13 protein-coding genes and 1 tRNA gene are annotated in these 14,556 nt (G+C 62.3%); 5 read left to right on the top strand and 9 right to left on the bottom strand.

The features are described from left to right. Positions 1 to 254: 254 nt before the first annotated feature. Positions 255 to 1,730 (bottom strand): trigger factor, encoded by a 1,476-nt coding sequence (tig, locus tag ACYG9Z_RS02150; protein ID WP_023716236.1) that lies wholly within the window; start codon positions 1,728 to 1,730, stop codon positions 255 to 257. A 352-nt stretch (positions 1,731 to 2,082) separates the two neighbouring features. Between tig and ACYG9Z_RS02155 the strand changes: the two genes are divergently transcribed. Then, positions 2,083 to 2,167: transfer RNA gene (locus ACYG9Z_RS02155), tRNA-Leu, on the top strand. A gap of 101 nt (positions 2,168 to 2,268) precedes the next feature. On the opposite strand, the gene ACYG9Z_RS02160 is transcribed toward ACYG9Z_RS02155, so the two are convergent. The 3 genes from ACYG9Z_RS02160 to ACYG9Z_RS02170 all read right to left on the bottom strand — a co-directional run bounded on the left by ACYG9Z_RS02160 (position 2,269) and on the right by ACYG9Z_RS02170 (position 5,477). After that, positions 2,269 to 3,717: an aromatic amino acid lyase gene (locus ACYG9Z_RS02160; protein WP_031244020.1), complete on the bottom strand. Its 1,449-nt coding sequence runs from the start codon at positions 3,715 to 3,717 to the stop codon at positions 2,269 to 2,271. 75 nt (positions 3,718 to 3,792) lie between these two features. Next, on the bottom strand, positions 3,793 to 4,374 hold the full coding sequence (locus tag ACYG9Z_RS02165) for a GDYXXLXY domain-containing protein (protein WP_023697610.1): 582 nt from the start codon (positions 4,372 to 4,374) through the stop codon (positions 3,793 to 3,795). After that, positions 4,371 to 5,477 carry a DUF2157 domain-containing protein gene (locus ACYG9Z_RS02170; RefSeq protein WP_023751545.1) on the bottom strand — a complete coding sequence of 369 codons (1,107 nt, stop codon included), beginning with the start codon at positions 5,475 to 5,477 and terminating at the stop codon, positions 4,371 to 4,373. The genes ACYG9Z_RS02165 and ACYG9Z_RS02170 overlap by 4 nt, the downstream gene beginning before the upstream one ends. A 235-nt stretch (positions 5,478 to 5,712) precedes the next feature. On the opposite strand from ACYG9Z_RS02170, the gene ACYG9Z_RS02175 reads away from it, so the two are divergent. From ACYG9Z_RS02175 to trmFO, 3 genes are all read left to right on the top strand, one after another. Next, positions 5,713 to 5,853: a DUF1127 domain-containing protein gene (locus ACYG9Z_RS02175; RefSeq protein ID WP_006335194.1), complete on the top strand. Its 141-nt coding sequence runs from the start codon at positions 5,713 to 5,715 to the stop codon at positions 5,851 to 5,853. A gap of 51 nt (positions 5,854 to 5,904) precedes the next feature. Next, positions 5,905 to 6,048, top strand: coding sequence for a DUF1127 domain-containing protein (locus tag ACYG9Z_RS02180; RefSeq protein WP_023667673.1), 144 nt, complete (start codon positions 5,905 to 5,907; stop codon positions 6,046 to 6,048). A gap of 491 nt (positions 6,049 to 6,539) precedes the next feature. After that, positions 6,540 to 7,952: a methylenetetrahydrofolate--tRNA-(uracil(54)-C(5))-methyltransferase (FADH(2)-oxidizing) TrmFO gene (trmFO, locus tag ACYG9Z_RS02185; RefSeq protein WP_023751546.1), complete on the top strand. Its 1,413-nt coding sequence runs from the start codon at positions 6,540 to 6,542 to the stop codon at positions 7,950 to 7,952. Between the two features lie 36 nt (positions 7,953 to 7,988). On the opposite strand, the gene ACYG9Z_RS02190 is transcribed toward trmFO, so the two are convergent. The 5 genes from ACYG9Z_RS02190 to yajC form a co-directional block, all read right to left on the bottom strand. Then, positions 7,989 to 8,807, bottom strand: coding sequence for a phytoene/squalene synthase family protein (locus tag ACYG9Z_RS02190; RefSeq protein ID WP_023751547.1), 819 nt, complete (start codon positions 8,805 to 8,807; stop codon positions 7,989 to 7,991). A 25-nt stretch (positions 8,808 to 8,832) separates the two neighbouring features. Continuing rightward, positions 8,833 to 9,222 (bottom strand): Mth938-like domain-containing protein, encoded by a 390-nt coding sequence (locus tag ACYG9Z_RS02195; protein WP_023688226.1) that lies wholly within the window; start codon positions 9,220 to 9,222, stop codon positions 8,833 to 8,835. Between the two features lie 11 nt (positions 9,223 to 9,233). Further along, the gene (gene secDF / locus ACYG9Z_RS02200; protein ID WP_023667677.1) at positions 9,234 to 11,786 is read right to left on the bottom strand and encodes a protein translocase subunit SecDF; all 2,553 of its coding nucleotides are present in this window, start codon (positions 11,784 to 11,786) and stop codon (positions 9,234 to 9,236) included. A gap of 217 nt (positions 11,787 to 12,003) precedes the next feature. Continuing rightward, positions 12,004 to 12,999, bottom strand: coding sequence for a SecDF P1 head subdomain-containing protein (locus ACYG9Z_RS02205; RefSeq protein WP_023697614.1), 996 nt, complete (start codon positions 12,997 to 12,999; stop codon positions 12,004 to 12,006). Between the two features lie 53 nt (positions 13,000 to 13,052). Beyond that, positions 13,053 to 13,400, bottom strand: a complete 348-nt coding sequence (gene yajC, locus ACYG9Z_RS02210) for a preprotein translocase subunit YajC (protein WP_023667680.1) — start codon at positions 13,398 to 13,400, stop codon at positions 13,053 to 13,055. A 271-nt stretch (positions 13,401 to 13,671) separates the two neighbouring features. On the opposite strand from yajC, the gene ACYG9Z_RS02215 reads away from it, so the two are divergent. Then, on the top strand, positions 13,672 to 14,547 hold the full coding sequence (locus ACYG9Z_RS02215; RefSeq protein ID WP_023688224.1) for an ATP-binding protein: 876 nt from the start codon (positions 13,672 to 13,674) through the stop codon (positions 14,545 to 14,547). The last annotated feature ends 9 nt before the right edge of the window (positions 14,548 to 14,556 follow it).

Below are 14,556 nucleotides of genomic sequence, written 5' to 3' on the forward strand. Positions count from 1 at the left end.
CCTCCCTGATCGTCAAATTTGCCTGAGACGGTCTGCACATGCCGGTAGCACCAGCATGCGCCCTGCACGGCAGAATAGATTCTCCGCTCCTCCTCAGATGGAATTGCGGCACTTGTGTACCACAGAATCTGGCCGGTAGGTAGAACAGGACGACCGTACAAAGGTTCAGGTGGGCTGCGGTGGCTCAAGGCACATCCGCCACAACGAAAAAGGCCGCCTCGGGGGCGGCCTTTTCTGATCTTGTCGTCAGGCGCTTATTCGGCGTCCTTGGCGGCCTTCTTCTTCGGGGCTGCCTTCTTCTTCGGCTCTTCCGCGTCGTCGGCCTTTTCAGCCTTGTCGGCCTTCTTGGCAGCGGCCTTCTTCGCCGGCTTGGCCTTGGCGGTATCGCCCTCTTCGTCGTCAGCCATCAGCTCTTCCTTGCTGACCTTGACGTCGGTGACCGAGATCTGGCTGAGCAGATGGTCGACGACCTTCTCCTCGAACATCGGCGCGCGCAGCGTGTTCAGGGCTTCCGGATTGCTGCGATAGAACTCGAAGGCTTCCTGCTGCTGGTTGGCCGGGTAGCGGCGCACCTGCTCGAACAGGCCGCGCTGCAGTTCCTCGTCGGAAACGGTGACGCCGGCCTTCTCGCCGATCTCGGCCAAAACCAGGCCGAGACGCACGCGGCGCTCGGCAAGCCGCAGATATTCGGCGCGTGCCTCTTCTTCCGTCGTCTCCTCGTCGGCGAAGGTACGGCCGGCGGCTTCGAGATCGCGGTTGACCTGGGTCCAGATGTTGTTGAACTCGGCATCGACGAGCTTCGACGGCGCCTCGAACGAATAGGCCGCGTCGAGCTGGTCGAGCAGCTGGCGCTTGACCTTCTGACGGGTCATCGAGCCGAACTGGTTCTCGATCTGGCCGCGCACCACGTCGCGCAGGCGCTCCAGCGATTCCAGGCCGAGATTCTTGGCCATCTCGTCATTGATTTCCAGCGTACCGGGCTTGGACACTTCCTTGACGGTGACGTCGAAGGTGGCTTCCTTGCCGGCCAGATGCGCTGCCTGGTAGTTTTCCGGGAAAGTGACCGTGACCTGCTTCTCGTCGCCGGCCTTGGCGCCGATCAGTTGGTCCTCGAAGCCTGGAATGAATTCCTTGGACCCCAGAACCAGCGGCTGGTCGGTGCCGGCGCCGCCGGAAAAGGCCTCGCCGTCGATCTTGCCGACATAGTCGATCAAAACGCGATCGCCTTCGGCGGCCTTGCCGGTCTTCGGCTCGAAGCTTCGCGCCGATTCGGCAACGCGCTGGACCTGCTCGTCGATCTCGCTGTCCGGCACTTCGAATACCTGGCGCGTCACCTTGATGTCGGAGAAATCCTTGATCTCGATCGCCGGGATGACCTCGTAGTTGAGGCGGAATTCGAAGTCGGCGCCGCCGGCCAGGATCTTCTCGGCCTCTTTCTCGTCTTCCGTCATGATCACTTCAGGCTGCATGGCGGCCTTTTCGCCGCGCCCCGTGATGATCGAACGGGTCGAATCGTTGAGGATTTCGTTGACCACTTCGGCCATGAACGACTTGCCGTAGACCTTGCGCAAATGCTGCACAGGCACCTTGCCGGGACGGAAGCCGTTGATGCGGACCTTGTTCCTGGCGTCGGACAGCCGCGCCATCAGCTTGGCTTCCATATCACCGGCCGGCACGGTGATCTTGATCTCGCGCTTGAGACCGGAGTTGAGCGTTTCGGTGACCTGCATCGTAAAACCTTTATCTTCACCAAAGAGGCTGCCACGGCGTCTTGCCGTTCACAGCCTGCCGGTACAATCTTGCCGGGAATGGCTTTTGGTACGGAACCTGGCGATTTGACCGAAATTACGGCTCAAATTGTTCCAAACTGCGTTCCAAGATGTGAATAAGTTCTTGTTTTTCCTACTTCTTATCACATTCTGCAGAAGCGGATCGGCGCGTCCCGTCACATTTGACACGCCTTTTGTCACAGGCGAGGCCAATTTTCAACCATCTTCGCGTTGCAGCGAATGACCGCCCCAACGGCAGACATTTTCGCCCCGACATTGACAGAATGATGGCTACATGGGATTGCCGACAAATGCGGATGTGGCGGAACTGGTAGACGCCCTGGATTTAGGTTCCAGTGCCGAAAGGCGTGGGGGTTCGAGTCCCTTCATCCGCACCACCCTTCGCTCTATCGAGCTTCGGGTGGCAGGCCACCCAGGAGCTTGATAAAGCGAAGGGTGTCCTCCGAAGCCGTGGCGTAGGAGGACTGGCGGCGACGGCCTACACTTCAAACACTTGACCGGTAAACCACTCCGCCAATTTCGCCAGCTCCGGCCCCAGCACCCGGTCGGCGTCGACCGGGGGCACGATCTTCCTGATATCCGCGACAAAATCCTGCAATGCCGGCGGCGCGGCGCGTTCAGTCACGTACAGGGCCTGCGAGGCGATCATGGCCAGCATCGCCATTGCCGCATCGAGGCAGCGGCCGGCCGTCGCTTCCTTGGTCCAGGCGAAGAATGCGGTGGTGGCGACGTCGTCCTGGCCGGCGCCGGCCGATTCGGTGCCCGGAATGAAGGTGCGCTGCGCCGCGAGCTTGGCCTGTTCGAAATAGCCGGTGATCGCCATCGGGACATAGCCGACATTGCCATGGCCATCGCTGTCGGCCCAATGCCGCCCGGTCATCAACAGATCGGGCAGCAGCGACACCTTGCCGTTCAGCAGCTTTGAGGCGTGGCGGTCGCAAAGCAGGCAGAGATCGGCCCAGATCGCCGCCAGATCGTCCAATGCCGGTGTCGCCATGGCATTGTGGTAGCCGCCGGTGGAGATGCAGCGTCCCAGCGGATGCGCATCGTCGGGCGGGATATAGACCGGATTGTCCGAGATCGAGGCCAGCGACACGGTCGCCGCCTGCTCGGCGCCCGCCAGCGCCCGATGCGCATGGCCGAGCACGCGCGGCACGATGCGGTAGCTGACCGGCGCCTGATAGTTGCGCCGGCCGTCGCCGGCGCCAACCAGGTATTGCCGCAACCCTTGCAAGGCGGCCGCTTCGTGCGCGTCGCCCCACAGCCCGTCGAGCGCGGCATCATAATGCTCGAGCGGCGCACGAAAGGCTTCGATCGACAGCGCAAACACCTTGTGCGCCATCGCGACGCGACGGCGTGCGGCAAGTGCTGCGTCCGCCACAAGGGCGGCAGCGCAGGGCGAGCCGTTGATCAGCGAGCCCCGCTCCTTCACTTCGAGCTCCAGGCCAGCGGTAAGCGCGGCAAACAGCGGATAGAGCGCCAGGATCTCGCCGGCGCCGCCCTGCCCCTGCGACGACACCACCGGCATCGGTCCACCGTCGAGCATCGCCGCAACGGCTAGCGCGATGCGCGGCGTGGTGGCGGCATTGCCTTCGATGAAATTGGTCAGCCGTGCCAGCACGATCGCCCTGACCACGCGCTCGGGCAACGGCTCCCCGAAGGATGTGGCGGCGGCAAAAGCCTTGATGCGCGCATGGCGGTCGCGCTCGTCAAGTTCGAGCTTGCGGCTTGCCAGCTCGCCCATGGCGGTGGTGACGCCGTAGATGACCGGCGGCGGATCGGACTCAATGAGTTTCAGGAACGAGGCGCGGCATTCGGCAATGCGTTGCAAGGCCTTGTCGCCGATTTCGACCGTGTCGTTTCTCCAGGCGACGCGCAAAACGGCATCGAGATTGATATCTTCGCGCGTCGTCACCGTAATCGGCATTGTCTTCGCCCGTCTGGTTTGCATGAGGGCGAAGCGATCGATCGTTGCCGAAATCCATGCCCTGGGTAATGTCTTCTAGTAGAGCGGTTCCTCAAACAATGTCTTGTCGCCGTCCATCAGCGCCTTGATCTGTGCCTGGCCACTGGCGGCGAGCGCGATGCGCACGCCGAATGGCCGCACCCGCATGTCGTTCTGGATCGCCATGCCCTGGCCCTCAGGTAGGTAGAAGCGGTCGATGCCGTATTGCGGTGCGATCGTGGATTCAGGATCAAGCGTCCAGCCCGGCGCGACCTGGCCGACAATATCGGCTTCGTCGGCGGTCGCCGGCGTCGGAGCCTTGCCGAACCAGGCCGTGGTCGCATGCCAATAGCCGTCGGCACCCGGCTTCAGCCGGACCACGATCGGCGTGTTCTCGCTCACGAGCTGGCCGGCCGGGATGTTGGCGATCAGCTTCACCGGCAAGCGCGATATTTCATAGCCGAGGATAATATAGTCGCCGCGCAGCAGATCGCGCGGATCGACCGGCTCGACTTTCAGCAAGACCTCCTTGCCGTTGCGCAGGATCGCCGCGCGGCCGGCGATGATCCAGCTCAGGAAGCCGATCTGGACGAGCGCCAGGACCAGCGCCGAGATGACAAGTTTCTTTCCCGACATCATGCTGCCGCTCCTTCCGGGGCCTTCATGCGTTTTTCCACACGGATGATGACGAGAGCCAGGATGCCGAACAGCACTGCGGCAGCCAGGAAGAAGCCGGCCGTGCCGAGCATCGTCTGCAAGGTCACGACGTAGATAATGGCGAGCTCGAAGGCAAAGCCGGCATAGGCAACCCAGCGCAGCCCCCTGCTCTCGCGCCCGCCCAGCATGATCGCCGCGGCAATGCCGGCCAGTGCGATGACCGACGCAATGGCAAAGCCGTTGCTGAAGGCGTTGTCATCGCCCAGTTCGATCTGCATCATCGCCAGCCCGGTGAGAAAGCCGATCAAGGCGTGCAAAGGCAACCGCCCGCCGAGTTGCAAGATCCGGTCGGCCGGCCCAGCGGCGAAGATCGAAACCGCAAACAGCAGCGCCGACACCAGAGGAATAGCCAGGGCGAGCGTGTTCTGGTCCAGGCCGCGCACCGCGATATAGAAAATGACCGAGAGAATGATCAGGTGGCGTGCCGGCTGGCTGCGCGTCCACAACGAGACGACAAAAAGCACCGGCGCCATGATAACGAAGAAATCCGGAAATACGGGGCGGTCATAAAAGTCGAACGCGCGCACGAACAGCCAGGCAACGGATATGCCGACGGCAGCGACCGTCAGCGGGTTCGAGCGCAACGCCACCGCGGCTAATGCCGTGCCGATGCCCCAGGTGACGATGGCCGAGGCTTCGTCACCCGTGAGATGGTACATCTGGCCGATCAGCGCGATCGATCCGCCGAAGGCCGCGGCGGCCACGATCCACAGCGCCTCGCCGATCGCCGCATGGTCGCGCATCTTCAACACCGCGCCGCCGACATAGCCGGCGAGAATGACGGCAAACAGCGCCGCGACCCGCACCAGCCGCGGGATCGCGTCCCAGTTGGCGGCGACGAAGAGCAGGATCGCGGCGCCGAACAGCAGCGCTGCCATCATGGCCAATATAGTGCCGAAGCTCAGCGATTTGCGCTCGTTTGCGTCGATGTCGCGCTTAAGCGCATCGGCCGTCTTCGCGTCGATCAGGCCAGCCTGCAGCCACCGCCCGATATCGGCCCTCGCCCGTGACGAATAACTCGCCATGCCGCTTCTCCCCCAGCTTGGTCTTTCTGACAGCCGATCCGCTCAAATCGTTGACGCAACGTCATTTTCCGATTCGGGTTTCTTCATGACGAAGCCGTGAACGCGCGTTAATGTTGCATTGCACAATTTGCATTGCTGCCATGCGCCAACAGCACTTTTAAATCGATATAACCCAGCCTATTTACTGTTCGTACACAAACGGAATGATCCGAAGAAAGACGAAACGAGCACTACCATGAACCTGATCCGCAACTACCGCAACTGGCGCCGCTACCGGGACACCGTCTCCGAGCTGAGCCGCCTGTCGAACCGTGAACTGACCGACCTCGGCATCAGCCGCAGCGACATCCACTACGTCGCCCGCAAGGCGGTCTAATCCTCTTCGGATCGCAAATGGTCCGAACCAGTTTTGAAAAAGAGAACGACAATGAACCTGATCCGCAACTATCGTAACTGGCGCGTTTACCGCGACACCGTTACCGAGCTGGGTCGCCTTTCGAACCGTCAGCTCCATGATCTCGGCATCGTCCGCGACGAGATCAAGATCATTGCCCGCAGGGCGACGATCTAACCAGAATTTCGCCAGGGTCGACCTCCTCCCCGACCCTGACGGATACGGTCAGCCTTCACCTCCTCCCGAGGGTTGACCACCAAAACGGCGCCCGCCGCACCTCCTCCCGCGGCGGGCGCTGTTTCCAAACCGAACGCAGTTCGTCTCCAAAGTGAACGCAGTTCGCCTTCCAGGGATTTCGCCTCCCTCGATCCGGCGAAAAGAATTTCGTCAAAGCCGACCTCCTCCCCGGCGATGACGAATACGGCCGATCCCCACCTCCTCCCGAGGATCGGCCCCAAAAACGACACCCGCCGCACCTCCTCCCGCGGCGGGTGTTGTTGTTTTTGGGCAGGCTTTTCAATTGCGCATGCAGTCGATCGAGGCGCTTTACGCCGCGATCAGAGCGTCGCCGCGGACATAAGAAAGTCGAGCTCCGTCGTTGCACGACAATGACCCACGCTCGCACCGGCCAATTGCAAACGGCGCGCCAAGCGATTATTCCGGCGCTCATGAGCAAAAATCCTATCCACATCGTCGGCGGCGGCCTCGCCGGCTCCGAAGCCGCATGGCAGGCAGCACAAGCCGGCGTTCCCGTCATTTTGCATGAGATGCGCCCAGTGCGCGGCACCGATGCGCACAAGACCGATGGGCTGGCCGAACTCGTCTGTTCCAATTCCTTCCGCTCCGACGATGCCGAGAACAATGCCGTCGGCCTGCTGCATACCGAAATGCGACTGGCCGGCTCGCTGATCATGAGCGCCGGCGACGCCAATCAGGTGCCGGCCGGCGGCGCGCTGGCCGTCGATCGCGACGGCTTCTCCGACGCGGTGACGAAAAGGCTCGAAACGCACCCGCTGATCACCATCGAGCGGGAGGAAGTGCCGGGCTTGCCGCCGGCGGAATGGGACCAGGCGATCATCGCCACCGGCCCGTTGACCGCGCCGTCGCTCGCCCAGTCGATCGCCGAGGCAACCGGCGCCGACGCGCTGGCCTTCTTCGACGCCATCGCCCCGATCATCCATTTCGACACGATCGACATGGACACCTGCTGGTTCCAGTCGCGCTACGACAAGGTTGGGCCCGGCGGCACCGGCAAGGACTACATCAATTGCCCGATGGACAAGGACCAGTATCTCGCCTTCGTACAGGCGCTGGTCGACGGCCAGAAGACCGAATTCAAGCAGTGGGAAGGCACGCCCTATTTCGACGGCTGCCTGCCGATCGAAATCATGGCCGAGCGCGGCGTCGAGACGCTGCGCTACGGGCCGATGAAGCCGATGGGGCTGACCAATGCCCACAATCCGACGGTAAAAGCCTATGCCGTGGTGCAGCTGCGCCAGGACAATGCGCTGGGAACGCTCTACAACATGGTCGGTTTCCAGACCAAGCTGAAGCATGCCGAGCAGGTGCGCGTCTTCCGCACCATTCCGGGCCTGGAAAACGCCGAGTTCGCCCGTCTCGGCGGCCTGCACCGCAACACCTACATCAATTCGCCGACCTTGCTCGACGCCTCGCTGCAGCTGAAGTCGCGGCCGGGCCTGCGCTTTGCCGGCCAGATCACCGGCTGCGAGGGCTATGTCGAGAGCGCGGCGATCGGCCTGCTCGCCGGCCGCTTCGCCGCCGCCGAGCGGCTCGGCCACGCGCCATCGCTGCCACCGCTCACCACCGCCTTCGGCGCCTTGCTCAACCACATCACCGGCGGCCACATCGTTTCCGACGACGAGCCGGGCAAACGCTCGTTCCAGCCGATGAACGTCAATTTCGGCCTGTTCCCGCCGGTGGAAGCACCGAAGACCGAAGGCAAACGCCTGCGCGGCAAGGACAAGACGGTGGCCAAGCGCCACGCGATCACCTCACGCGCGCGGGCAGATTGTCGGGAGTGGCTAGGGCTGCCGGCGCAAACATCGGAAGCTGCTGAATAGCCAAGTCTCAGAGTCCTAACGCGATTGACGTTTACGTCAACTCGCTGGCCAACCCCGCGTTGCGCGCCTGAGCAACAGCCAATGCCGGCGCAGAGCCGAAAGCCGGGCTGCGCCACCAAGCGGCGAGCGGCCATTGGCCATCTTGCCGAGATAGGCGCTGGTCAGCGCCAGCGGCAGGAACGCCGGACGCAGCGTTTCCGGAAGTGCGGACGCCCCTTGCTCGAAAGCGCGGAGATGCTCCTGCGCCAATGCAATCATCGCAGCCACCGCGCGCTGAGCGCCGGGGCCGCCGTCGCCGCTGACGAACTCCTCCGGCGACGAGCCGGCCGCTGCAAGGATATCCGCCGGCACGAAGCATTGCCCGCGTCGGCGATGCAGCGGCAACAGCAGCAACAGGCCGGTCATCGCCTGGGCGCAGCCGGCCCTGCCCGCCAGTTCGGCAAAGCGCGGCGCCTGATTGGGATCGAGCACCATCGCCGCCAGCTGGATCAGCGCGGCCGCCGTCTCGCCGCAATATCCCTCGAGATCGGTGCGCGACGGCATCGGATCGTCATAGAGGTCGAAGATGCGGGCCTCGAGCATGTTGTCGAAGGCAGTTTTGGGCAGGCCATGGGCAGAAATCGTCGCCTTCAGCGCATCGGCGAGCGGGTTGCCTGTGGCTGCGGCTTCAGCAGCGATGACATCGCGCCACCATTGCAGCCTCACTTCGCCCGGCAATGCCTCGTGGATGCGGTCTCGGACAGACGCAATCTCGGCATTGAAGGCGTAAAGCGAAAACAGCGCCGCGCGCTTGTTGGCCGGTGCATAGAGTGCGCTGACATAGCGGTCATGGTCGCCGGCGCGCACCGTCTCCATGACGATGTCAGCTGTATCGGTCACGTCAGTCGACGGCGATGAGCGCCGCGGCCACGGCGCGGTCTTCGGCAAGCAGAACATTGTAGGTCCGCACCGCTGCCCCCGTCGACATCGGGTCGGAGCCAATGCCAGCCGCTTTCAGCGCCGCCCGAAGTGCTGTCGGCAAGGGCCGCAAATCCTTGCCTGTACCGACCAGCAGGATCTCGACCTTGCCGGCCTCAGCCAGCAGCAGGTCGAAATCCGCCGCCGTCAGGGCCAGCGGATCGGCCGGCTCCCAGCCATGGATGCCGGAGGGCAGGCAAAGAAGCGAGCCGCGATGCGACATGTCGGCGAAGCGGAAGCCGCCATTGCCGTAGGCTTCGATCGGCGCCCGTCCGGGGAAATGCGCCTCGCGGATGACGATCCCTTTTGCCACCAGCGCAGCCGTCAGGTCGCCATGGCCTTGCCGCCACCAACCGGCTTCTCCTCATCGGCGCTCGCTCCCTGCGGCCTGAGCCTGAACAGGATCAGCAAGGGCGCTGCGATGAAGATCGACGAATAGGTGCCGAAGACGACGCCGAACAGCATCGCCATGGTGAACGAGCGGATCACCTCGCCGCCGAACAACACGAGCGCCAGCAGCGCCAGGATGGTCGTCACCGAAGTCAGCGTCGTTCTCGACAGCGTCTCGTTGATGGCGTTGTTCAACAATTGTGGGAGCGGCATTCGTTTGTATTTTCGCAAATCTTCTCGAACACGGTCATAGACGACGATCGTGTCGTTGAGCGAATAGCCGATAATGGTCAGGATCGCCGCCAGCGAAGACTGGTTGAACTCGAGCCCGGTGATGACGAAGAAGCCCAGCGTCATCACCACATCGTGCACCGTCGCCACGATTGCGCCGACCGCGAACTGCCATTCGAAGCGGAACCAGACATAGACCAGGATGCCGATCAGCGCGATGATCATCGCAATCGTGCCTTGCTTGGCCAGTTCGCCCGAAACGGTGGGACCCACCACCTCGACGCGGCGGAAATCGTAATTGTCCTGCAGCTCGCCGCGCACCTTGTCGATGACGGTCTGCTCGGCGTTCTCACCGCCATCCTGGGTGCCAACGCGGATCAGCACGTCATTCGGCGCGCCGAATTGCTGGACCTGCACTTCACCGATATTGAGCTCCGACAGCCGGCTTCTGATATCGCCAATATCGGCGTCGCCTTGCTTGGACTGCACCTCGATGATCGAGCCGCCCTTGAAGTCGATGCCGTAGTTGATGTCGATGGTCAGGAATCCGATAACCGACGCGATCGACAGCAGGCTGGACAGTGCGAACGTCCAGCGGCGGATGCCCATGAACGGGATTTTCGTGCCGGCCGGAACGAAGGTCACCGGCGCACGCGGCAATTCCTTCGGACGCGCACGGCGCAGCCAGATCGACACCAGCAGACGGGTGAAGGTGAAGGCGGTGAAGACCGTGGTCAAGATGCCGATGGCATAGGTGATGGCGAAGCCCTTGACCGGTCCGGTGCCGAGATAGAACAGCACGACCGTGGCAATCAGCGACGTCACGTTGGAATCCACGATGGTCGCCAACGCCTTGGTGAAGCCTGTGTCGATCGACTGGATGACCGAACGGCCGGCCCGTCGCTCCTCTCGGATACGCTCATAGATCAGCACGTTGGAATCGACCGCCATGCCGATGGTCAGCACGATACCGGCAATGCCGGGCAAGGTCAGTGTCGCGCCAAGCAGCGACAAGACCCCGACGATCATCGCCACGTGCACGGCGAGCGCAATGTTGGCGAGGAAGCCGAGAAGTCCGTAGGCGACGAACATGAAGGCGACGACGAGAATGGAGCCGATGATGCCGGCGACCTTGCCGGCATGGATCGAATCCTGGCCGAGGCCCGGGCCGACGGTGCGTTCTTCGATCACGGTCAGCTTTGCCGGCAGCGCGCCGGCGCGCAGCAGCACGGCGAGGTCGTTGGCGCTTTCGGCGGTGAAATTGCCTGAGATCTGGCCGCTGCCGCCGAGGATCGGTTCGCGGATCACCGGCGCCGAAATCACCTGATTGTCGAGGATGATGGCGAACGGCTTGCCGACATTCTGCTGCGTCGCCTGGCCGAATCGTGTCGCACCGCGCGAGTTGAAGACGAACGAAACCACCGGCTCGTTGTTTCGGGAATCATAGGTTGCCGTCGCCTTGGCAAGATCTTCACCGGACACGATGACGCGATTTTCCACCAGATACGGAACCGGCGGATCGTCCTGCGAATAAAGCACCGAGGAGCCTGCCGGCGGGCGGCCGTTCAGCGCATCCTGCACCGACATCGAGGTATCGACCATCTGGAAGGTCATCTTGGCGGTCTGGCCGATGATCTCCTTCAGCCTTTGCGGATCCTGCAGGCCCGGCACCTGGACGAGTACACGGTCGTCGCCCTGCCGCTGCACGATCGGCTCGGTGGTGCCGAGTTCGTTGACGCGACGCTCGACGACTTCGATCGACTGCGCCAATGCGGCCGAGGTGCGGTATTTGATGCCGGCGTCGGTGACGGTGAATTTGAGCAGCCCGGCTTCGGAATCATCCAGGGACATCTCCTGGATGGAGCCACCGGTGAACAGGCCGGCGGCGACCGGATCGGTCAGCGGCTTAAGCGCCGCCTTGGCGGCATCGATCTGGGTTGGATCGGTGATGCGCACTTGTACGGTCCTGCCGGTGCCGCCAAGGCCGGTATAGCCCACCTTGGCATCGCGCAGCAGCGTGCGGATCTCGTCGCGCGTCGTTTCCAGCTGCGCCTTGACCAGGTCGTTCTGGTCCATCTGCAAGAGGATGTGCGAACCGCCCTGCAGATCGAGACCAAGCGTCATCTGCCGCTTCGGCACCCAGTTGGGCAATTGCGCCAATGTGCTGGCCGGGAAGAGATTTGGCGCGGCAAGGATGAATGTGACGGCCACGGCGATCCAGATCAGGATCATCTTCAGGCGCGAAAAATACAGCATATGGCGTTGTCCGTCAGGGCGTACTGGCGGATCGTTCCGCCGACAATTCGGTTATTTCTTGGCGTTCTTATTTGCCACCGGCTCGCCCTTAACCCGCACTTCGCCGATTGTCGAGCGCGCTGAGGTCAATTTGGCGCTGCCGCCGGCAGCGGTTTCGGCGTCAATCGCCTCTGTCGGTTCCATTCTAATTCTGATCACCGCCGGGCGCTATCGTGCGCTACTCGACTATTTTCAATTGTGCAGGCATCGGTCCGGAACGCAAAAGCAAGGCCAGATCATCGGCGTTCTCCTTTGTAAGGTTGCCCGATATCTGGCCGCGGCCGTTAAGAATTGGCTCGCGGACGACTGGCACCGAAAGCACTTGGTTGTCGAGGATCATCGCAAATAGCTTGCCGACATTCTGCGAGGTCGCCTGCGCAACGCGTGCCGTTGCCCTGGAATCGAAGGTGAACGAAACCGCCGGCTCATTTGTGACGGAGTTGGAAGTCGCCTGAGCATTGACAATGTCGTCACTGGAAACGATCGTTCGGCTCTCAACCAGATAGGGAACCGGTGGATCGTCCTTCGAATAAACCACCACCGAGCCAGCGGGCGTCCGGCCATTGATCGCATCAGCGACCGGCATCGACTCATCAACCCACTGAAAAGTCAGCATTCCGGTTCGGGTGAGAATTCTCCTCAGCCTTTGCAAATCCGCAACGCCCGAGGTCCGGACCAGCATACCGTCTTCGCCCTCTGGCCGCACTACTGGGTCGGCTACACCAAGATCACGCAGGCGATTCTTAATGACCACGATTGACTGCGCAAGCGCGATCGACATCCGATACTTGATACCTGTGTCTGTTACCGTGAACTTGAGCAACGCTGCTCCGGTATCATCCAGGATCACTTCCTGGACCGGACCAGCGCTGCCAAGGACAGGATCAGTCACCGCCTCCAATGCCATCTTGGCCGCGCCGACCTGAGCGGCGTCGGTGATATGCACCTGAACGGCCCGACCCGACTTAGCAAGACCAGTATAGCCGATCCTTGCATCGCGCAGCAGCGTCCTGATTTCGTCACGCGTCGCCTCCAACCGGCGATCGATCACATCGGTCGCGTCCAATCGAAGCAGCACGTCCGCGCCGGCAGCGTGAAGACTGGGCGCGTCGACGAGCATTGTGGCCATAGCAAGCCAGATCAGGATCATTTTCAGGCGCGAAAAATGGACCATACGCCGTCTTTGTCAGAGCTCTGCCCGCGGATCGCTCCGCTTGGGAAACTGGCTTACTTCTTGGCGTTCTGGTTGGCCACCGGCTCGCCCTTGACCCGAACATCGGCGATCGTCGAGCGCAGCGCCGTCACCTTGGTGCCGCCGCCAAGGTCGATCTCAAGCTCATTGTCGTCGATCACCTTGGTCACCTTGCCGACGAAGCCGCCGCCGGTGATGACCGTGTCGCCACGGCGCACGGCCGAGATCATCTCCTGGCGCTTCTTCAACTGGGCGCGCTGCGGCCGGATGATGAGGAAATACATGATCACGAAGATCAGAACGAACGGGAGTATCATGCCGATATCCCCGAACGGACCAAGCGGAGTTCCGGTAGCTTGGGCGTATGCCGGTGTGACGAACATCAAGAACTCCTGGTTACGAAGAAGGCCGTAGGGCGGCCTCGCCAAATTTGGCCGGAATATAGTGGGTAAAGTTACCAATGCAACTGCGCGGCCGGGCTTTCAGCTGCTTTTCCGGCCGGTTGACCCGTGTTAGAGCATGCTCCCGGAATACGGGCGTGGTTTTCGCAAAAGATCATGCCCAAACAAAAGCTTGGAACCAGTTTCTATCTCGCCCGGATCAAGACGATTTCGGCCCCTACGCACGTTCGTGCGGAAACATAAAAGACGAGACATGACCGACAGCACCATCGAGGCCCTGAACCAAAAGCTCGACCGCCTGATCGAGGCGGTCACCCGCCTCGCCCCGCCGCCGGTGCCGCAAACCGATCTTGCGGTTGCCGATTGCTTCGTCTGGCAGGCCGACCCCGGCTATCTCGAGCCGGTGCGCAAGGTCAACCGCGTCGACATCGGCCTGATCCGCGGCGTCGACCGCGTGCGCGACATTCTGGTCGAAAACACGGAACGCTTCGCCGCCGGCCATGCCGCCAACAATGTGTTGTTGTGGGGTGCGCGCGGCATGGGCAAATCCTCGCTGGTCAAGGCCGTGCATGCGCAGATCAACGCCCAGGCCAAATCCGACCTGCCGCTCAAGCTGATCGAGATCCATCGCGAGGATATCGACACGCTGCCCAGGCTGATGGGCCTGCTGAAGGCGGCGCCGTTTCGCTTCATCCTGTTTTGCGACGACCTCTCCTTCGACCATGACGACACCTCCTACAAGTCGCTGAAGGCAGCCCTTGAAGGCGGCGTCGAGGGCCGCCCGGCCAATGTCATCTTCTACGCCACGTCGAACCGCCGGCACCTGTTGCCGCGCGACATGATCGACAATGAGCGCTCGACCGCCATCAACCCGTCCGAGGCGGTCGAGGAAAAGGTTTCGCTGTCCGACCGTTTCGGCCTGTGGCTCGGCTTCCACAAATGTTCGCAGGACGAATATCTCGACATGGTCAACAGCTATGCCAGCCATCACGGGCTCACTATCGACCCGGAGCAGCTGCGCGCCGAGGCGCTGGAATGGGCAACGACGCGCGGCAGCCGCTCGGGCCGCGTCGCCTGGCAGTTCACCCAGGATCTGGCCGGCCGGCTCGGCAAGCCGCTGAACGACTGATTGATTTGC

The sequence above is a fragment of the Mesorhizobium sp. RSR380A genome, from assembly GCF_054719385.1.